The following is a 19,260-nucleotide window of genomic DNA, read 5'->3' as shown; positions in this document are numbered from 1 at the left end:
CGCCCCCGGGGATCACCCCGGGGGCGCTTCGTCATGTCTGTCCGGTTTCACCGGCCGGGTTCGACGATCTCCCCCTCGATGGCGCGGCCCGGCTCGGTCACCGGCGACGGTTGCGGCGCCGGGGTGGGCTGCGGCGCGCCCCGGCGCACCCGCACCCGGCGGGGCCCGAACAGGTCACCGGCGACCATCGACGACACCCGGCGCTCGGTGGCCCGGCGCACCCCGCCGCCGGCGAGCCGCCGTACCGGCGGCACCAGCAACAGCAGCCCGACCACGCCGCTGACCAGGCCGGGCAGCGCCAGCAGCAGCGCACCCAGCAGACCCACCAGACCGTCGGTGACCTGCTGGCCCGGCGGCTGGCCGGATTCCACGGCGGCCCGGAAGCCGCGCCAGGCCCGCATGCCCTCCCGGCGCAGCAGCACCAGGCCCAGCAGCGAGGCCGCGAACACCAGCAGCACCGCGAACCCGAACCCGACGCCCCGGCCGACCAGGACGAAAACGGTCAGCTCCAGCAACGCGAGCAGCAGCAGGGCCGGTGGTACGTACTTCAGTCCTCGGCGCATCTCACCTCATCCGCCCGGGGGTCATCACGCTCTTCCAGCATGACACGCCCGCGCTCACGGCCAGCGGGCCAACGCGTCGGGGCGGCGTGCCGCCGCCCGCCGGTCCCGCAATCCCCAGGTGGTGATCCGCCACAGCGCCTCGGCCACGATCAGCGGGCTCATCTTGCTGTCGCCGTGCTCCCGCTCGGCGAACGTGATCGGCACCTCGACCATGCGTACCCCGGCGAGGTGCGCCAGCCGGGACAGCTCCACCTGGAACGCGTACCCCTGGGAGCGCACCGAGGCCAGGTCGATGGCGTCCAGCGCGGCCGCCCGGTACACCCGGTAGCCGCCGGTGGCGTCGGAGACGGGCACGCCCAGCGCGAGGCGCGCGTACAGGTTGCCGGCGCGGGACAGCAGCAGCCGCCGCAGCGGCCAGTTCAGCACCCGCGCGCCGCGGGTCCACCGGGAGCCGATCACCACGTCGGCGTCGCGGGCGGCGTCCAGCAGCGCCGGCAGGTCCTCCGGGGCGTGGGAGCCGTCGGCGTCCATCTCCACCACGGCGTCGTAGCCGCGCTCCCGGGCCCAGGCGAAACCGGCCAGGTACGCGGCCCCGAGGCCTTCCTTGCCGGGGCGGTGCAGCACCTGCACGTGCGGGTCGGCGCCGGCCAGGCCGTCGGCGATCGCGCCGGTGCCGTCGGGGCTGTTGTCGTCGGCGACCAGGACGTCCACCGCCGGCGCCGCCTCGCGTACCCGGGCGACGATCCGGTCGACGTTGTCGGCCTCGTTGTAGGTGGGAATGACCACGAGGACCCGTCCCACCCCGGGATGGCCGACCATCCGCCTGTCGGCTGCCACGCCCACCGTGTACCGCCTCCCGCCCGTCGTCTACCCCGGGTCGACCTCCCGGCGGCGGCGCAGCACCGTCGCGCCGGCCAGGGCCGCGACGGCGAGCGCCGCGAGGGCCACCTCCGGCCACACCCCCGCCGTGGTGGCCGGGGTACGCCCGTCGCCGAGCCGCATCTGCCGCACCACCACCGCGGCGGTGTTGAACCCGGTCGCACCGTCTACCCGCCCGTCCGGGGAAACGAACCCGGACACCCCGACCGTGGAGGCCATCAGGGCGGCACGACCGTGCTCGACGGCACGCAGCCGGACCATGGCCAGCTGCTGGCGGGCCTCGGCCGCGTCGAACGTGGCGTTGTTGGTCTGCACCACCAGCAGCTGCGCGCCGCCGGTGACGGTGTCCCGGACGATGCCGTCGTAGGCGACCTCGAAGCAGATCACGTCGCCGAGGACGGCGGGGCCGGTGTCCAGCACGCCGGGGGTGCTGCCGGGGACGAAGTCGGAGCGGACCCGGTCGACCTCGGAGCTGACCATCCGGGCGATCTCGCGCAGCGGCACGTACTCGGCGAACGGCACGGGGTGCCGTTTGGTGTAGAGCTGCTCCAGGTCGGCGCCGCTGCCGGGGCGCCACAGCAGGCCGGCGTTGCGGACCTGGCCCTCGCCGGGGCCGAGGAGCACGGCGCCGACCAGGATCGGCGCGCCGATGGTGTCCGCGGCCTGGGAGATCCGGTCGCCGGCGCCGGGGTAGCGCAGCGGGTCGATGTCGCTGGAGTTCTCCGGCCACACCACGAGGTCGGGGTGGCGTTGTGTGCCCGCGGCGACCTGTTCGGCCAGTTTCAGGGTGGCGTCGACGTGGTTGTTCAGCACGGCCTGCCGTTGGGCGTTGAAGTCCAGCCCGAGGCGGGGCACGTTGCCCTGGACGATGGCCACGGTGACGGTGTCGCCGCCGCCGCGTACCCCGGCCGGCACGGCGGGGCCGGCGGCGAGCACCGCGGCCAGGGCGGCGGTGAGCCCGGCCACGGGGCGCCACAGCCCGACGGGCTGGCGCCAGTCGCGCCAGGCGAGGGCGAGCAGGATCCCGCCGGCGAGGGCGACGGCGAAGGTGACCAGCGGGGCGCCGCCGAGCGCGGCCAGCCGCAGCAGCGGGGAGGTGTCCTGGCTGAACGCCAGCCGCCCCCACGGGAACCCGCCGAACGGGGTGCGGTCGCGCAGCGCCTCCTGCCCCACCCACAGCACCCCGGTGACCAGCGGCCACGCCGCGCGGTGCCGGTCGACCAGCGGGGACATCCAGGCGGTGGCGGCGCCGAGCAGCGCCAGGTAGGCGGCCTGCAGCAGGGACAGCAGCAGCCACGGCACGTAGCCGGTGTGCAGGTTGGTCCATTCCAGCAGCGGCGCGAACAGCGCCACCCCGGCGAGGAAGCCCAGCCCGGCGCCGGCGCGCAGCCGCCGCCGGTGCGCCGCGGCGGCGAGCAGCGCCACACCCGCCGGGGCCAGGGGCCACAGCCCGTACGGGGGGAAGGCGGCGAGCAGCGCCAGACCGGCCAGCAGGGCCGCCGGGACGGCCAGTTTCAGGGGCAGGGGTCGCCCGCCGGCGCCCGGGCGTGCCCCGCCGGTGGCACGCGTCTCTTCCCGGTCCAGCGTCGTCACCGGCACCTCACCACGATCACGCGCCGAAGGCTACCCGGCGGACCGGCCCGTCGGCCCGTCCGGGCCGGCTCACTCCGGCAGCCGGATGACCGGCAGGTCGTCGTCGCCGTAGCGGGCCTCGCCGGTGAGGATCGGGGCGTCGTGGTCGAGGCAGGCCAGCACGGTGGCGGCCAGGTCGACCCGCCCGGTGAAGCCCCGCCAGTACGCCAGTTCCTGCCACGAACCACCCTCGGTGGCCAGCACGGCGCAGGCGTCCAGGGCGAGCAGCCGCCGCAGCGCCGCCCGGTCCTTCGGGTCGTTGACGGCCGCGTACGCCTCGGCGGCGGCGGGCACGGGCACCCCGAAGCGCACGCCGTCGGCGATCACCTCGTGCAGGGTCTCCCCCACGTGCACCGACCCGGCCAGGTACGCCAGCAGCGCCGACCGGTCGAGCACCAGCCGCACGGGCGGCGCGTCGGGGTCGCTCACGCGGCGCTGGCCCGGCCCGCGTGGTCCTCGTCGCCGGTTGCGGTGTGCCGCACCCGTTCCCGGATCGCCTGGTAGCGCTCGGCCGGCCAGGCGACGTCGACGGCGGCGCGCGCGGCGCGCGCCCGGGCGATTCCCTCCTCGGTGACCGCGATGCCCTGGTGGGCGAGCTCGGCGTCGAGGGCTTCCCGGCGCATCAGCGCCCGCGCGGCGTGCACCAGGAAGGCGCTGGCGTTGGGTTCGCGTTCGAGGCGTTCCGCGACGTCCGGCGGGACCGAGATCGACAGTTTCCGCACCGCTCCGGTCATACCGCGCAGCATAGCCGGTAGCACCGTGCTGGTGGAGGCGGGGAAACGAAAATCGGGGCGCGGCTGATGCCGCGCCCCGATGCTCCCAGGCCCTTCCCGGCCGGTGGGGCGAGGGCGATCGGCGCCGACCTTCGGACCGACCCGACGTGGACTGGCTGCCCCCGCCTGGCCGTTGTCTACTGGCCGTGCCTCTCACCCTGCCCGTACACCGGTAACCGCGGCCGGTTCGCGCCGCCCCGCCGACCCCCGCCCGCTGGACCTGGCCGCCGCAACCTTCCGGTCGCTCGGCCAGCGGACGAAGGGACGAAGCGAACAACAGCCGCTTCCCGTGGTAGGACTCAAAGACGGTACGGCGTGGACCCCCGCCGCTGTCAACCCACCCGGGCCTGTCGTGTGTTGCGACACGGCGTGTCGCGTCGGCGCGTCTCGATGTCGCCCATGCCCGGGCGGGGTGCCGGGCCGTCAGGTGTCGCGCTGGTTGGCGGACCGGTAGTGCTCGTCGGGGACGGGTTCGAGCCAGGTGGTGGGGTCCTGCCCGCCGGGCAGCGACTCCAGCATGGCGAGGTGGCTCATGAAGGTGTCGTCGGTGGCGCCGTGCCAGTGTTCCTCGCCGGGTGGGCAGATGACGGTGTCGCCCGCGCGTACGCGCAGCACGGTGCCGTCGCGGGTGCCGACCAGCCCGACGCCCTCGGTGACGTGCAGGGTCTGGCCGACCGCGTGGGAGTGCCAGTGGGTGCGGGCGCCGGGGGTGAAGCGGACGAGGGCGACGGTCATCCGGGACGGCTCGGTGCCGTTGTACACCGGGGTCAGGTAGACGTCGCCGGTGAAGTTCCGCGCGGGCGCCTTCACGGTCGGGTTGACGGGCCGCAGTTCCATGCGCGCTCCTCGGGTCGGGTGGGTTGGTCAGGGCCGCAGCAGCGTCTTGACGGCGCGGCGCTCATCCATCGCCGTGTAACCCTCGGCGGCCTGCTCGAGGGGAAGGTCGAGGTCGAAGACCCGGCCCGGGTCGATCGTGCCGGCACCGATCAGGCGCATCAGGTCCGGCAGGAACCGGCGCACGGGTGCGGGGCCGCCGTGCAGGTGCACCAGGGACCAGAACATCTCCATGCCGGGCACCGCCACGTCGTGGGTGACGCCGACGAACCCGACGTGCCCACCGGCCCGGGCGGAGTGGATCGCCTGCATCATCGACTCCTGCGTGCCGACCGCCTCCACCACCGAGTGCGCGCCGAGCCCGCCGGTCAGGTCCTTGATCCTGGCCACGCCCTCCTCGCCCCGTTCGGTGACGATGTCGGTGGCGCCGAACTCGCGGGCGAGCTTCTGCCGTGACTCGTGCCGACTCATCGCGATGACGCGCTCGGCGCCCAGCTGCCGGGCCGCCAGGACGGCGAGCAGGCCGACCGCGCCGTCGCCGACGACCGCGACGGTCCGGCCGGGGCCGGCCTGGGCGGCGACCGCGGCGAACCAGCCGGTGCCCAGCACGTCGGACGCCGCCAGGTAGCTGGGGATCAGGTCGGCGGGCGGCACCTCGGGCGTGGCCACGAGGGTGCCGTCCGCGAGCGGTACCCGCAGGTACTGCGCCTGCGACCCGAACATGCCCATCGGCACCCGGTGCACGCAGGCGGACTGGTAGCCGTCCCGGCAGATCTCGCAGGTGTTGTCGGAGGCCCAGAACGAGCCGACCACGAACTGCCCCGGCTTGACGGTCCTCACCTCCGCGCCGACCTCTTCGACGATGCCGACGTACTCGTGGCCCATCGGCGTCGGGCCGTCCACCTTCTGGACGCCCCGGTACGGCCACAGGTCCGAGCCGCACACACACGTCGCCGACACCCGGATGACGGCGTCGGTCGGTTGTTCGATCCGCGGATCCGGGCGGTCCTGCACCCGGATGTCGCCGGGCGCGTGCATGACGACGCCACGCATGATGTTCTCCCTTGCCGATCGCTTGACGTTCACGGTGGGGCCGGCGGTGCGCCGCCTCACGGATTGCCCCGACAGCGGGTGGCTAGTCCCGCCCGGGGTCCAGGTAACTCCGTTTCCGCGCCGGCAGGGAGTGCCTGCTGAGGGGTGTACCGGCAGTACATGGCTGCCGCCGCGCACGCCGCGTACGGTCGATCGCGTGGACAACCATGACCAGGTCCGCGACTTCCTCGTCTCGCGGCGCGCCAAGATCACCCCGGAGCGGGCGGGCCTGCCGGCCGGAACCCGGCGCCGCGTGAAGGGGCTGCGCCGCAGCGAGGTCGCCGCGCTCGCCGACGTCAGCGTCGAGTACTACGCCAAGCTCGAACGCGGCCACCTCGCGGGCGTCTCCCCCGGCGTCCTCGAGGCCGTGGCCCGCGCCCTGCAGCTCGACGACGCCGAACGCGCCCACCTGCTCCACCTGGCCCAGGCCGCCGAGGGCTCCGACACCCTCGCCCGACCACGCCGGCGCGCGGGCCGGCACACCCCGCTGCACCGCAGCCTGCAGTGGACCCTGGACGCGGTGACCGCCGGCCCCGCGTACGTGAGCAACGGCCGCCTGGACCTGCTGGCCACCAACCAGCTCGCCCGCGGCTTCTTCAGCGACATCTACCCCGCCTTCGGCTCCCCGCCGCCGAACCTGGCCCGCTACCAGTTCCTCGACCCGGCGGCCCGCCGCTTCTACCCCGACTGGGAACTCATGGCCGACGTCACCGTGGACGTGCTGCGCACCGAGGCGGGCCGCGACCCCCACGACAAGGACCTCCACGACCTGGTGGGCGAGCTGTCCACCCGCAGCGACGCCTTCCGCATCCGGTGGGGCGCCCACAACGTCCGCCGGCACGGCACCGGCACCAAACGCTTCCACCACCCGGCCGTCGGGGACCTCACCCTCGCCTTCGAGACCCTCGCGATGACCGCCGAACCCGGCCTCAGCCTCGTCGTCTACACCGCCGAGCCGGGCACCGCGGCCGAGGACAACCTCCGGTTGCTGGCCTCCTGGGCCGCCTCGCGGGAGGCGGACGCCCGCGGCGAGAAGCTCGCCGCCGAATAGCCCACACCGCGGCTGGTCCTCGCCGCGGCGGCACCGGGCCCGAGGCCGCCGCCCCGCCGTCCCGGCGATGCGACCGGCGCGCCTGATCGGCGAGCTGCCCGGCGCGCTCAGTCGGAGAGCTGCCCGGCGCGCTCAGTCGGCGATGTGCCCGGCGCGCTACCGGCGAGCTGCCTCGGCGCCGTCAGCCGGAGAGGCGCCCGGCGTGGTCAGCCGGAGAGGTGTCGGCGCAGCAGGGCGGCCGCCGCGCCCGGGTGGTCGGCGGCGAGCAGCCCGCCGGCGGCCAGGACGTAGTCGACGTCGACCACGGGGCGGGCGGCCCGGGGCAGCGGCCACCCGCCGGCGTGGTCGCCGAGGACGGCGGCGAGGACCCCGGCGGCGTCGGCGGGCGCCGCGTGCCGGAGCACCCCGCCGGAGCCGACCATCAGCTTGACGTCGCGCAGGTCCCGCCCGGCGCGCTCGCCGGTGGCGGCGCCGCGGGCGTGGCGGCGCAGCGCCACCGTCGCAGCGAGCGCGGCGATGCGCCGGTCGGCGGCCCGGTCGGTGTCGTCGGCGGGCAGGAAGCCGGGGTCGGCGGCCCGCACGGCCGCCGCGGCGGCCAGGTCGTCGTCCTCGCCGGGGGCGAGGAGTCGTTCCTCGGCGGCGGCGCGGACCACGCCGGGGGCGCTCCACCGCATGCCGAGGTCCCCCTCGACGGTGCGGGCCCGCCACAGCGCGCCGGCGACCTCCTGGCTGGGGCCGCTGTCGCGCTCGTCGGGGGTGAGCACCGAGTACACGTCGGTGGTTGCGCCGCCGACGTCGACGACGGCCAGGTCCCCGCCGAGGGCGTCGGCGAGGACCTCCACGCCAGTGAGCACCGCGTCGGGGGTGGCGGCCCGCACCAGGCGGGCGAACCGGCTGCCGCGGGACAGTTTCTTGCCGCCGATGACGTGCCGCAGGAACACCTCCCGGATCGCGGCGCGGGCCGGCGCGGGGGCGAGCACCCCGATGCGGGGCAGCACGTTGTCGGCGGCGGTGACCGGCACCTTCGCCGCGGCGAGCAGGTCGTGCAGGTCGTCGCGGACGTCGGCGTTGCCGGCGAGCACCACGGGCACCCGCCAGCGCGCCCGCGCCAGCCGGGTGGCGTTGTGGGTGAGGGTGTCGGCGTCGCCGCCGTCGGTGCCGCCGACGAGCAGCACCACGTCGGGGCGGGCGGCGCGCAGCGCGGTCAACTCGGCCGCGCCGAGGCGCCCGGCGGCCACGTGCACCACGTTCGCCCCGGCGGACAGCCCGACCCGCCGGCCGGCCTGCGCGGTGACGAGGGGCTCGTAGCCGATGACGGCCAGCCGCAGGCCGCCGCCGGCCGACGAGCACACGTACCAGGGCAGGTCCCGCGCGGCGAGCCCGGCGGTGGCGGCGCCGACGGCGGCGTCCAGGCCGTGCAGCACGTCGGTGCCGACGGTGGTCGGGGCGGCCGCCGCGGCGACGAGGCGGCCGCCGTCGAGGTCGACCACCGCGGCCTTGGTGTACGTCGACCCGACGTCGGCGCAGACGGCGAGGTTCACGCAGAGCCGTCCTTCGTTCGCGACTGCGGGGCTCGCAAACCCGGCTCACTCCTCGCGCTCACGCCGCTGGGGGTACGACCACCGTGCCGGTGGCGGTGACCGCCACGATCGGCTCGGCGAGGACCTCGGCGGCCGACTCGCCCTTGTCGGGGCGGCCCCGGCACACCACGTGCGCGGCGAAGTCGATGGTGCGGCTGCGGGTGCCGACCCGGGTGACCGTGGCGATCACCTCCAGCACGTCGCCGGCCTTCATGGGGGCCTTGAACTGCACGTCGGAGTAGGAGGCGAACAGCCCCTCGTCGCCGTCGGTGCGGATGCACACCTCGGTGGCGACGTCCCCGAACAGGCCCAGCGCGTACGCCCCGTCGACGAGGTTGCCCGCGTAGTGGGCGTGGGAGTACGGCACGTACCGGCGGTGGGTGACGGTCAGGCCGACCCGGGGATCACTCATGCTCTCGCCTTCTTGTCGCTGATCAGGGCGTGGACCAGGTAGCTGGCGACCTCGCCGGGGGTGGTGCCGCGGCCGAAGATCCGGTCGACGCCCAGCTCCCCGGTCATGGTCTCGTCGAAGCGGGGGCCGCCGACGATCAGCAGGGGTCGCTTGCCGGCGGGCAGGGCCTCCCGGAACGCGGCGGACATCTCCCGGGTGTTGTGCAGGTGCGCGTCGCGTTGGGTGACGACCTGGGAGACGAGCACGGCGTCGGCCTTCTCCCGGCGGGCCGCCTCGACCAGCTCGGGGACGCTGACCTGCGCGCCCAGGTTGGTGACCTTGAGTTCGCGGTAGTACTCCAGGCCCTTCTCCCCGGCGATGCCCTTGACGTTGAGGATGGCGTCGATGCCGACGGTGTGCGCGTCGGTGCCGATGCAGGCGCCCACGACGGACAGCTTGCGCCGCAGGCGCTGCTTCACCACCGTGTTGACCTCCTTGGCCGACAGCAGCGGGTAGTCCCGTTCCACCACCTGCACCTTGTCGAGGTCCACGAGGTGGTTCACCCGGCCGTAGACGACGAAGAAGGTGAACCCGTCGCCCATCTGCTTGGCGTGCACCAGCATCGCCGGGTCCATGCCCATCTTGTTGGCCAGCTGCACGGCGGCGCCCTCGGCGCGCTTGTCGTGCGGCACCGGCAGGGTGAACGACACCTGCACCATGCCGTCGCCGGTGGTGTCCCCGTACGGCCGGACGATCTTCTTCTCCGTCATGCCGTGCTGGCCGGGCATGCCCTCACGGCCCTCGCTTCGCTCGGTGCGTTCGCTCATGCCGCCTGCTCCAGGATGTCCGTGGCCGGGTTGTAGTAGTCGGCCTCGTGTTTCGCGACGCCGTCGAGGCCCTTGCCCCGGTCCGCGGGCCGCTTCATGATCCCGAAGGTGCCCTCGGCGATGGCGGTGAGCAGCGACTGGTCACCGATGCGGTCGAGCAGGTCGACGGCCTCGCCGAGCACCCGGTGGGCGCGCTGCTGGATGAACCCGCCCGGCGCGGGCACGAAGTCCTCGTGCAGCCCGCCGGCGGCGCCCAGCACGTAGCGGACGTTCTGCAAGGCGATGTCCCGGTCGGACAGCCACGGGGTGACCACCGCCTCGGTCATCATCCCGACCAGCAGGATGCCCTGCCCGGTCATGGTGCCGACCAGGTTGAAGAACCCGTCGAGCAGGTTGCCGCGGAACACGTCGCCGGTCATGTGCTTGGTCGGCGGCATCCACTTCAGCGGCGCGTCGGGGAACAGCTCCCGGGCCAGCAGCGCGTGCGCCAGCTCCAGGCGGAACGACTCCGGCACGTCCGGGTTGATCTCGAAGGCGTGGCCCAGGCCGAGCTGCCAGTCGGCCAGCCCCGCCTCGTGCGCGAAGTACTCGTTGAGCAGCTGCGACACGGTCACCGTGTGCGCCTCGTCGACCGCGTCGGCGGTGGTGAGGTAGTTGTCCTCGCCGGTGTTGATGATGATGCCGGCGCGGGCGTGCACCTGCCGGGAGAACCGCTGGTCGACGAACGTGCGGATCGGGTTGATGTCGCGGAACAGGATCCCGTACATCGAGTCGTTGAGCATCATGTCGAGCCGTTCCAGGCCGGCCAGGGCGGCCATCTCCGGCATGCACAGGCCCGACGCGTAGTTCGTCAGCCGCACGTACCGGCCCAGCTCCCGCGACGAGGAGTCCAGGGCGGCCCGCATGAGCCGGAAGTTCTCCTGGGTGGCGTACGTGCCGGCGAAGCCCTCCCGGGTGGCGCCCTCGGGCACGTAGTCCAGCAGCGACTGCCCGGTGGAGCGGATCACCGCGATGATGTCCGCGCCGGCGCGGGCGGCGGCCTGCGCCTGCGGGATGTCCTCGTAGATGTCGCCGGTGGCCACGATCAGGTAGATCCACGGCCGCTGCTTCGGGTCCCCGTACCGCTTCACGAGGCGGTCCCGCTCGGCGCGGCGCCGGTCGATCTGCCGCACGCCCGCGGCGACCGCCTTGCGGGCGGCCCGGCGGGCGGCCGTGGCGGCCTTGCCGGTCGGCTGGGTGAACCGCACCGACCCGGCGGCGGCCTTCTGCGCCAGCAGCGTCACGTCGGCGATCTGCTCCCGCTCGAGCGCGTCGAACACCGGGGCGGCGACACCGTGGCCGAGACCGACGTCGGCGACGACCGCGTCGACGAGGCGGTTCACCCACGGGATGCCGTCGGGGTCGGCGCCGGTCACCCCGGCCAGCCGCAGCACCGCCCGCTCCACCGACACGGTGGTGTGGCTGCGCGCCAGATCCACCACCGGCTGCCCGGCGCGGCGCGCCAAGTCCCGCGCCCGCGCCACCAGCGCCGGATCCAACCCAAGCTTGCCTGTCACCTGAGAGAGCCTTCCTGATAGATCACGTCACCGCGCAGGACCGTGGCCCGGCACACCGGCAGCGGCGTCGGGTCGTCCGCGCCGCGCGCCTCCGGGTCCTCGGCCTGCAGCACCGGCAGCCCCCGCTCCACCCCGGCCGGGGTGTCCCACACCGCGAACGTCGCCGGCGCGCCGAGCGCGAGGACCCCCTCGTTGTCCAGGTGCACGGCCCGCCACCCGCCGCGGGTGTGCGCGGCGAACGCCGCCCGCACGCTCATCCGCTGGGCCGGGTTGTGGTGCGCGGCCGCGGCCCGCACCGACCCCCACGGGTCCAGCGGCGTCACCGGCGAGTCCGAACCGAACGCCAACGCCACCCCGACCCCGTGCATGGCGCCCATCGGGTTGGACTCCATGGACCGGGACAGGCCCAGCCGCGACTCGTACATCCGGCCGGCGCCGCCCCACAGCCGGTCGAACGCCGGCTGCATCGACGCCACGATGCCGTACTCCACGAACCCGGCGATCAGCCGCTTGCTCATGATCTCGGCGTGCTCGACCCGGTGCCGGGCGGCCCGCAACCGGTCCACGCCCACCTTCTGCGCGGCCTGCGCGAACCCCTCCAGCACCGTGCCGATCGCCGCGTCCCCGATCGCGTGGAAGCCGCCCTGCAGCCCGTGGGCCGCGCAGTCCAGCAGGTGGTCGCGCACCTGCTCGACGGTCACGTACCCGTGCCCGCACGCCCCCGGCTCCCCGTCCAGATACGCCGCCGACACGTGCGCGGTGCGCGACCCGAGCGCCCCGTCGGCGAACAGGTCACCGCCGGCGCCGACCGCGCCCAGTTCCCGGGCCCGCGCCGCGCCCAGCAGCTCACCCCAGTACCCGTACACCTCCGGCACCCCGGCCCCGGAGATCGCCAGCAGCCCGGTGAAGTCCTCCTCGTCGGAGATGTCCGGACCGCCGCACTCGTGCACCGCGGCGATGCCCAGCGACGCCGCGTGCTCCAGGGCCCGCCGCTGCGCCGCCACCCGCTGCGCGCGCGTGACCGACGCGAACGCGGCGGCGCGCACCACGTGGTGCGCGTCGCGGCGCAGCCAGCCCGACGGGTCGTACCCGGCGGCGGCCGCCGCGTCCGGACAGGCCGCCAGCAGCGCCGCCGACACCAGCGCCGAGTGGATCGACGCCTGCGACAGGTACACCTTGCGGCCCCCGGCCGCCCGGTCCAGCGCCGCCGCGTCGGGCAGGGCCGGCTCCGCCCAGGACGACTCGTCCCAGCCGTGCCCCAGCACCACGGCGTCGGGCGGCAGCGCGGCGGCGAACGCCGCCACGGCCTCCAGCAGCCCGGCCGCCGACCGCACCGCCGACAGGTCCAGCCCCGACAGGGCCAGCCCCGTGTCCGTGGCGTGCACGTGCGCGTCCACGAACGCCGGCGTGACCAGCGCCCCGCCCAGCTCCACCACCCGGTCGGCGGCCGGCACGTCCGCGTCGGCGCCCAGCCAGGCGATCCGCCCGTCACGCACCAGCAGCGCGGTCGCGCTCGGGTCGGCCGGACAGTGCAGCACTCCGCCGCGGTACAAGGTCGAGGGGTTCGTCATGATGCTCAGTCTGCCGCCAGGCGGGCCTCGAACAGACGACGCACCCCCGGCTCGGCGCGCAGCAGGTCCAGCGCCAGCGCGGCGTGCCCCGGCACGTACCCGTTGCCGACCAGCATGGTCACGTCCGCGGCCAGGCCCTCCGCGCCCAGCGCGGCCGCCGCGAAGCTCGTCGCCATCGAGAAGAAGATCACCGTGCCGCCGTCGGAGGTGGCGAGGACCGCCCCGTGCTCGCAGCCCGGCACGTCCACGCAGACCACCGTGACGTCCGCGGGGGCGCCCAGCGCCGTGGTCACCGCCGTGGACAGGCCGACCGGGTCGCGGGCGTCGGCCAGCGCGACCACGTCGGCCAGGCCGGCCGCTTCGAGCGCGTCGCGCTCCGCCGCCACCGGCACCACCCCGACGGTACGTCCGGCGCCGGCCCGCCGCGCCGCGGCCAGGGACAGCGAACCGCTCTTGCCGGCGCCGCCGATCACCGCCACGGTCACCGGGCGCGGGTCCTCCTCGCGGCGGCGCCGCGCCACCTGCTCGGCCACCACCCGCGCGGTCAGCGCCGGCGCCCCGCACACGTCGAGTACCGCCAGGGACAGCTCCGGGTGCAGGTCGGCGGGCAGCACCGCGGCGATCGACCGGGCGAACAGGATGGCGTAGCCGTCGCAGGGCACCTGCTCGCTGCGCCCGTCCCAGCGGGCCAGCCCGTCGAGGATCGTCAGCGGGGTCAGCGTCAGCGACACCAGGGTCGCCACGCGGTCGCCCGGGCGCAGCCCGAGCGGGGACCGCTTCCCGGTCTCCTCCACCGTGCCGATCAGCATGCCGCCGGAGCCGGTGACCGGGTTCTGCATCTTCCCCCGGGTCGAGATGATCTCCAGCACCTCGGCGCGGACCTTCTCCCCGTCGCCGCCGTGCTTCTCCGACAGCTGCCGGAAGCTCGCCGCGTCCAGGTTCAGCCGCTCGACCCGGATCCGCACCTCGTTGGCGCCGATCCGCGGATCGGCGTCCAGCCGCCACGCCGCCTGCGGCAGCACCCCCGCCGGTTCCACGACTCGGTGCAGACCCACCGGTGACGTCACGCCGACCCCCTATGTCCAGCCGCCCGAAACCCCGGCCAGGGCTCGCGTCGCGGGAAAACTTACGGCAGACTAATTTCTTCACCGGATATTTTCCAGTAGCCTTCGGGATCGTTGATCACCCGCACCACATGTCAGGAGGGGCCGTGACCCAGACCCAACCGGTTGAGACCATCCCTCAACCCCGTCACGCCCCGGTCGCCGTTCCGACCGCCGGGCAGCCGTACGAATACCGCCGCAGCCCCCTGGTCGAACCCGACTGGACCCGCTTCCCCGGCTGGCGCCACGTCACCCGGGAGCAGTGGGAGAACGCCCAGTGGCAGCGGGTCAACTGCGTCAAGAACATCAAGCAGCTGCGCACCGTCCTGGGCGACCTCGTCGACGAGACCTTCTACGCCGACCTCGAGGCCGACCAGAAGGCCCTGGCCACCATGTCGATGCTGGTGCCCCCGCAGATGCTCAACACCATGGTGCCGTTCGAGCCCATGACCACCGAGGCGTTCCTCGCCGACCCGATCCGCCGCTACATGATCCCCGTCGCCTCCGACCGGCGCACCGACTGGCCCTCACACCCCTACGCCAGCCGCGACAGCCTCCACGAGCACGACATGTGGGTCGCCGAGGGCCTCACCCACCGCTACCCCACCAAGGTTCTCGCCGAGCTGCTCTCCACCTGCCCGCAGTACTGCGGGCACTGCACCCGGATGGACCTGGTCGGCAACTCCACCCCCGCCGTCGACAAGCTCAAGCTCAGCCTCAAGCCCGTCGACCGCTACGACGCCCACATCGCCTACCTCAAGGCCCACCCCGGCGTCCGCGACGTCGTCGTCTCCGGCGGCGACGTGGCCAACGTGCCGTGGAAGAACCTCGAGTCCTACCTCATGCGGCTGCTCGAGATCGAAACCATCCGCGACATCCGCCTCGCCACCAAGGCCCTCATGGGCCTGCCGCAGCACTGGCTGCAGGGCGACGTCGTCGAAGGCCTCGAACGGGTCGCCCGCACCGCGTCCCGGCGCGGCGTCAACCTCGCCATCCACACCCACGTCAACCACCGGCAGTCGATCACCCCGCTGGTCGCCCGGGCCGCCCAGACCGCCCTCGACGTGGGCGTCCGCGACGTCCGCAACCAGGGCGTGCTCATGCGCGGCGTCAACGCCACCAGCGCCGACCTGCTCGACCTCTGCTTCGCCCTCCAGGGCGAGGCCGGCATCCTGCCGTACTACTTCTACATGTGCGACATGATCCCCAACGCCGAGCACTGGCGGGTCCCCGTCTGGCACGCCCAGCAGCTCCAGCACGACATCATGGGCTACCTGCCCGGCTACGCCACCCCGCGCATCGTCTGCGACGTCCCCTTCGTCGGCAAGCGCTGGGTGCACATGCTCACCGAGTACGACCGCGAACGCGGCATCTCCTACTGGACCAAGAACTACCGCACCTCGATCGAGTCCGCCGACCTCGAAGCGCTCAACAAGCGCTACGCCTACTACGACCCGATCGACACCCTGCCCGAGACCGGCCAGGCCTGGTGGAGCGCCCACCGCGACGACTGACCCGCACCAACCCGCCGCCCCCGTGAGCCACCCGGCCGCGGGGGCGGCGGCCGTCTACCCGCGGCCCCCGCCCTCTCCACGATCGGAACCGGGGCCTGCGGCGCCGCCCGAGATCGCCTCCGGCTTCGTGTAGAGGATCTCCCGGGCCTGCTCCGCGGCGCGGCTGATGCTCTCGGCGATGAACTCGACGAACCGGGCGATGCTCTCGAGGCGAACGGCCGCCGGGGTCCCGGGGCCGAGGATGCTCACGCCCTGCCGTGCCGTCTCCGCGAGCTGCGCGTTGGCCCGGGCGCCGGCGATCGTGCCCTGGTAGAAGACGTCGTCGTCGACCACGTAGCGCTCCCGGCGGCGTTCGTCGCGTTCCCGGCGGATGAGGCCCTGACTCTCCAGAAACGTGACCGCCTTGGACACTGACGCCGGGCTGACCTGCAACCGCTGCACGAGCTCTGACGCGGTGAGGCTGCCCGCGTCTGCGGTGTAGAGGCAGGTCAGCACCCGGGACATCATCTTGGGCAGACCCTGCTGCATGAGCAGGGTCGTGAACATCTCCTCGTACTCGCGCACGGCCCCGGCGTCGCGGCCGGGCGTCTGCGACGGGGCCTGTGGCCCTCGCGCGGGCGCCGGCCTGCGCCGGTGGGAGCGGCGCTCGGTGGCACGGTGGGCCAGGTCGGCACGGTAGGCGGTCGGACCGCCGTTGCGCATCACCTCACGTGTGACCGTCGAGGTGGGGCGGTCGAGACGCCTGGCGATCTCCGCGTAGGCGAGCCCGTCGGCCAGCCCCAGCGCGATCTGCTGGCGTTCCTGCTGGGTGAGCCTGCCTCCCGGCATCGCGATGTCCCCTCCCACGGTCGCTCGATGCCCCCCAGCATAGCGTTCACCGCTCATCCAATGCAACGATCAACATCGTGGCCGTTGCGTTAGTTCTACATCCGTTGCAACGAAAAGCAGCCCTTCACCTGCACTGACTCTGCTTTGGCGCAACAAGCTCGTTGCCTGATCTGTGAACGCAACGTAGCGTTTCCGGTGTCAGAAACAGCAGGCGCAGGAGGAGAACAACCGTGCACACCTTCGACACCCCCACCCCGATCACCGCCACCCTCGACATCCCCGCCGGCCGCATCCAGCTCATCGCCGCCGACCGGGCCGACACCACCGTCGACGTCCGCCCCGCCGACCCCTCGAAGAGCCGCGACGTCAAGGTGGCCGAGCAGACCAAGATCCGATACGACGGCGGCGTCCTGCACATCGAGGCCTCCGCCAAGAACCAGATCCTCGGAAGCTCCGGGTCCATCGAGGTCACCGTCCAGCTGCCCGCCGGCTCCCGCGTCGAGGCGAAGGCGGCCAGCGCCGACCTCCGGGCCGTCGGCCGGTTCGGCGACGTCGCCTTCCAGGGCGCACACGGCGCCATCAAGCTCGACGAGGCCGCGAGCCTCCGCCTCACCACCGCCGCCGGTGACATCACGGTCGGCCGCCTCAACGGACCCGCCGAGATCAGCACCGCGAAGGGCGACATCCGCATCACCGAGGCCGTCCGCGGCGCCGTCGTGCTGCGCACCCAGGCCGGCGACATCGCCGTCGGCGCCGCCCACGGCGTCTCCGCCACCCTCGACGCCGGCACCACCTACGGCCGGATCCACAACTCCCTCACCAACACCGAAGGCGCCGCCGCCGGCCTGACCATCCACGCCACCACCGCCCTCGGCGACATCGTCGCCCGCAGCCTCTGAGGAGCACCCAGCATGACCAACCTGGCCATCGCGGCGAACGGACTGCGCAAGTCCTACGGCGACAAGGTCGTCCTCGACGGCGTCGACCTCACCGTCCCGCAAGGAACCATCTTCGCCCTGCTCGGCCCCAACGGCGCCGGCAAGACCACCGCCGTCAAGATCCTCTCCACCCTCATCTCCCCCGACCCCGCCTCCGGCCCCACCCACGTCGGCGGCCACGACCTCGCTACCGACCCCCAGGCCGTCCGCACCGCCATCGGCGTCACCGGCCAGTTCTCCGCCGTCGACGGCCTGATCACCGGCGAGGAGAACATGCTCCTCATGGCCGACCTGCACCACCTGTCCAAGCGCGACGGCCAGCGCACCGCCACCGAACTGCTGGAACGCTTCGACCTCACCGACGCCGCGAAGAAGCCCGCCTCCACTTACTCCGGCGGCATGAAGCGCCGCCTCGACCTCGCCATGACCCTGGTCGGCAACCCGCGGATCATCTTCCTCGACGAACCGACCACCGGCCTCGACCCCCGCAGCCGCCACAACATGTGGCAGATCATCCGCGAACTCGTCGCCGACGGCGTCACCGTCTTCCTCACCACCCAGTACCTCGAGGAGGCCGACCAGCTCGCCGACCGCATCGCCGTGCTGAACGACGGGAAGATCGCCGCCGAGGGCACCGCCGCGGAACTCAAGCGCCTCATCCCCGGCGGGCACGTCCAACTGCGCTTCGAGGACCCCACGGCGTACGAGCGGGCCGCCGGCGCGCTGCGCGACACCGTCCGCGACGACCAGGCCCTCACCCTGCAGATCCCCAGCGGCGGCACCCAACGCGAGCTGCGCGCCATCCTCGACCGGCTGGACGACGCCGACGTGCACGCCGACACCCTCACCGTCCACACCCCCGACCTCGACGACGTGTTCTTCGCCCTGACCGGCGGCGCCCGCATCCCCACCCAGCCCAAGGAGGCCCTCCGATGAGCTCCCTCTCCCTCGCCGTACGCGACTCGTCCACGATGCTGCGCCGCAACCTCCTGCACGCCCGGCGCTACCCGTCCCTCACCCTCAACCTGCTGCTCACCCCGATCATGCTGCTGCTGCTCTTCGTCTACGTCTTCGGTGACACGATGAGCGCGGGCATCGGCGGCGGCGGCCCGGACCGCTCCCGGTACATCGCGTACCTCGTCCCGGGCCTCCTGCTGATGACCATCGGCAGCACCGTGATCGGCACCGCGGTGTCCGTCTCCACCGACATGACCGAGGGCATCATCGCCCGCTTCCGCACGATGGCCATCCACCGCAGCTCGGTCCTCGTCGGACACGTCGTCGGCAGCGTGCTGCAGTCGATCCTGAGCGTGGTCCTCGTGGGCGCCGTCGCCGTGGCCATCGGCTTCCGGTCCACCGGCGCCGGCGTCCTGGAGTGGGTCGCGGCGCTCGGGCTGCTCGCCCTCTTCGCCACGGCGCTCACCTGGATCGCGGTCGGCATGGGCCTGGTCAGCCCGAACGCCGAGGCCGCCAGCAACAACGCCATGCCGCTGATCCTGCTGCCCCTGCTGTCCAGCGCCTTCGTCCCGGTCGAGGCCATGCCCGGCTGGCTCCGGCCGATCGCCGAGTACCAGCCGTTCACGCCCGCCATCGAGACGCTGCGCGGTCTGCTGCTCGGCAGCGGGATCGGCCACAACGGGTGGCTCGCGGTCGCCTGGTGCCTGGGACTCGCGGTGCTCGGCTACTTCTGGTCGACGTCGAAGTTCAACCGCGACCCGAGGTAATCCCCGTAGCGCACGGCGGCGGGCCCCCGGTTATCCGGGGGCCCGCCGCCGTGCGCGTCACTTGTCGAAGGCGTCGCGGACGTTGCGTCCGGCCTCCTTGACGTTCTGCCCGGCCTGCCGCGCCCGGGCGGCGCTCTGCTCGTTGGCGCCCTCGGCCCGCAACCGCTCGTTGTCGGTGGCGTCGCCGATCCGCTCCTTGGCCGCGCCGGCCATCTCCTGGGCCCGGCTCTTGGCCTTGTCGGTGAAGCTCATCCCGCCTCCTCGGCTCGTTCGGGCTTCCGCCGGTTGCGTCCCCGGTGCCGGTCCCCCCAAACTCGTGCGCGAGCGCACACCCCGTAAGGCATCCTAGGAAGATAGGTTCCAGCGCCGGCCGGTCCGGGCGGCGGGTCCGTGGTTGACTGGGC

General features: G+C 73.7%; 20 protein-coding genes. 5 read left to right on the top strand and 15 right to left on the bottom strand.

Features of this window, described 5'->3' with window-relative positions; translation table 11 throughout:
* Positions 1–47 precede the first annotated feature (47 nt).
* From ACQP12_RS17350 to ACQP12_RS17320, 7 genes are all read right to left on the bottom strand, one after another.
* Positions 48–563 (bottom strand): FxsA family protein, encoded by a 516-nt coding sequence (locus ACQP12_RS17350; protein ID WP_357946653.1) that lies wholly within the window; start codon positions 561–563, stop codon positions 48–50.
* A 54-nt stretch (positions 564–617) separates the two neighbouring features.
* Positions 618–1,382, bottom strand: a complete 765-nt coding sequence (locus ACQP12_RS17345; protein ID WP_433289315.1) for a polyprenol monophosphomannose synthase — start codon at positions 1,380–1,382, stop codon at positions 618–620.
* Between the two features lie 48 nt (positions 1,383–1,430).
* On the bottom strand, positions 1,431–3,026 hold the full coding sequence (gene lnt, locus ACQP12_RS17340) for an apolipoprotein N-acyltransferase (RefSeq protein WP_433289313.1): 1,596 nt from the start codon (positions 3,024–3,026) through the stop codon (positions 1,431–1,433).
* Positions 3,027–3,104: 78 nt separating this feature from the next.
* Positions 3,105–3,503, bottom strand: a complete 399-nt coding sequence (locus tag ACQP12_RS17335; RefSeq protein WP_433280135.1) for a hypothetical protein — start codon at positions 3,501–3,503, stop codon at positions 3,105–3,107.
* Positions 3,500–3,808, bottom strand: coding sequence for a hypothetical protein (locus ACQP12_RS17330; protein WP_433280133.1), 309 nt, complete (start codon positions 3,806–3,808; stop codon positions 3,500–3,502). Before ACQP12_RS17330 ends, ACQP12_RS17335 begins: the two co-directional genes overlap by 4 nt.
* A gap of 462 nt (positions 3,809–4,270) precedes the next feature.
* Positions 4,271–4,684, bottom strand: a complete 414-nt coding sequence (locus tag ACQP12_RS17325; RefSeq protein ID WP_433280131.1) for a (R)-mandelonitrile lyase — start codon at positions 4,682–4,684, stop codon at positions 4,271–4,273.
* 27 nt (positions 4,685–4,711) lie between these two features.
* Positions 4,712–5,734, bottom strand: a complete 1,023-nt coding sequence (locus ACQP12_RS17320; RefSeq protein ID WP_433280129.1) for a zinc-dependent alcohol dehydrogenase family protein — start codon at positions 5,732–5,734, stop codon at positions 4,712–4,714.
* A 196-nt stretch (positions 5,735–5,930) separates the two neighbouring features.
* On the opposite strand from ACQP12_RS17320, the gene ACQP12_RS17315 reads away from it, so the two are divergent.
* Positions 5,931–6,824, top strand: coding sequence for a helix-turn-helix domain-containing protein (locus tag ACQP12_RS17315; protein WP_433280127.1), 894 nt, complete (start codon positions 5,931–5,933; stop codon positions 6,822–6,824).
* A gap of 206 nt (positions 6,825–7,030) precedes the next feature.
* Here the strand turns inward: ACQP12_RS17315 and ACQP12_RS17310 are convergent, their stop codons facing one another.
* The 6 genes from ACQP12_RS17310 to ACQP12_RS17285 are packed head-to-tail and all read right to left on the bottom strand — an operon-like array spanning position 7,031 to position 13,804.
* Positions 7,031–8,365, bottom strand: coding sequence for a glutamate mutase L (locus ACQP12_RS17310; protein ID WP_433280125.1), 1,335 nt, complete (start codon positions 8,363–8,365; stop codon positions 7,031–7,033).
* A gap of 58 nt (positions 8,366–8,423) precedes the next feature.
* The gene (locus ACQP12_RS17305) at positions 8,424–8,816 is read right to left on the bottom strand and encodes a hotdog domain-containing protein (RefSeq protein ID WP_357946665.1); all 393 of its coding nucleotides are present in this window, start codon (positions 8,814–8,816) and stop codon (positions 8,424–8,426) included.
* The gene (locus ACQP12_RS17300) at positions 8,813–9,565 is read right to left on the bottom strand and encodes an OAM dimerization domain-containing protein (protein ID WP_357946798.1); all 753 of its coding nucleotides are present in this window, start codon (positions 9,563–9,565) and stop codon (positions 8,813–8,815) included. The genes ACQP12_RS17305 and ACQP12_RS17300 overlap by 4 nt, the downstream gene beginning before the upstream one ends.
* Before the next feature lie 53 nt (positions 9,566–9,618).
* Positions 9,619–11,178: a lysine 5,6-aminomutase subunit alpha gene (locus ACQP12_RS17295; protein ID WP_433280123.1), complete on the bottom strand. Its 1,560-nt coding sequence runs from the start codon at positions 11,176–11,178 to the stop codon at positions 9,619–9,621.
* Positions 11,175–12,749 carry an amidohydrolase gene (locus tag ACQP12_RS17290; RefSeq protein ID WP_433280122.1) on the bottom strand — a complete coding sequence of 525 codons (1,575 nt, stop codon included), beginning with the start codon at positions 12,747–12,749 and terminating at the stop codon, positions 11,175–11,177. The genes ACQP12_RS17295 and ACQP12_RS17290 overlap by 4 nt, the downstream gene beginning before the upstream one ends.
* A gap of 5 nt (positions 12,750–12,754) precedes the next feature.
* Positions 12,755–13,804, bottom strand: a complete 1,050-nt coding sequence (locus ACQP12_RS17285) for a zinc-binding alcohol dehydrogenase (RefSeq protein ID WP_433289311.1) — start codon at positions 13,802–13,804, stop codon at positions 12,755–12,757.
* A gap of 155 nt (positions 13,805–13,959) precedes the next feature.
* On the opposite strand from ACQP12_RS17285, the gene ACQP12_RS17280 reads away from it, so the two are divergent.
* On the top strand, positions 13,960–15,366 hold the full coding sequence (locus tag ACQP12_RS17280; protein WP_433280120.1) for a KamA family radical SAM protein: 1,407 nt from the start codon (positions 13,960–13,962) through the stop codon (positions 15,364–15,366).
* A 54-nt stretch (positions 15,367–15,420) separates the two neighbouring features.
* Here the strand turns inward: ACQP12_RS17280 and ACQP12_RS17275 are convergent, their stop codons facing one another.
* A complete protein-coding gene (locus tag ACQP12_RS17275; protein WP_433280118.1) occupies positions 15,421–16,194 on the bottom strand; it encodes a helix-turn-helix domain-containing protein in 774 nt (257 codons plus the stop codon).
* Between the two features lie 230 nt (positions 16,195–16,424).
* Here ACQP12_RS17275 and ACQP12_RS17270 point away from each other — a divergent pair, with 230 nt between their 5' ends.
* The 3 genes from ACQP12_RS17270 to ACQP12_RS17260 are packed head-to-tail and all read left to right on the top strand — an operon-like array spanning position 16,425 to position 18,856.
* Positions 16,425–17,093: a DUF4097 family beta strand repeat-containing protein gene (locus tag ACQP12_RS17270; RefSeq protein ID WP_433280116.1), complete on the top strand. Its 669-nt coding sequence runs from the start codon at positions 16,425–16,427 to the stop codon at positions 17,091–17,093.
* A 12-nt stretch (positions 17,094–17,105) separates the two neighbouring features.
* Positions 17,106–18,068, top strand: coding sequence for an ATP-binding cassette domain-containing protein (locus ACQP12_RS17265; protein ID WP_433280114.1), 963 nt, complete (start codon positions 17,106–17,108; stop codon positions 18,066–18,068).
* The gene (locus ACQP12_RS17260) at positions 18,065–18,856 is read left to right on the top strand and encodes an ABC transporter permease (RefSeq protein ID WP_433280112.1); all 792 of its coding nucleotides are present in this window, start codon (positions 18,065–18,067) and stop codon (positions 18,854–18,856) included. The genes ACQP12_RS17265 and ACQP12_RS17260 overlap by 4 nt, the downstream gene beginning before the upstream one ends.
* Before the next feature lie 57 nt (positions 18,857–18,913).
* Here the strand turns inward: ACQP12_RS17260 and ACQP12_RS17255 are convergent, their stop codons facing one another.
* Positions 18,914–19,108: a CsbD family protein gene (locus tag ACQP12_RS17255; RefSeq protein WP_262284140.1), complete on the bottom strand. Its 195-nt coding sequence runs from the start codon at positions 19,106–19,108 to the stop codon at positions 18,914–18,916.
* Between the last annotated feature and the right edge of the window lie 152 nt (positions 19,109–19,260).

This window comes from Micromonospora sp. CA-244673 (genome assembly GCF_050948395.1).
In the GTDB taxonomy this organism is placed as follows: domain Bacteria; phylum Actinomycetota; class Actinomycetes; order Mycobacteriales; family Micromonosporaceae; genus Micromonospora.
The sequence above is the reverse complement of the archived record's forward strand: the minus strand, read 5'-3'. Positions and strand labels throughout refer to the sequence as shown.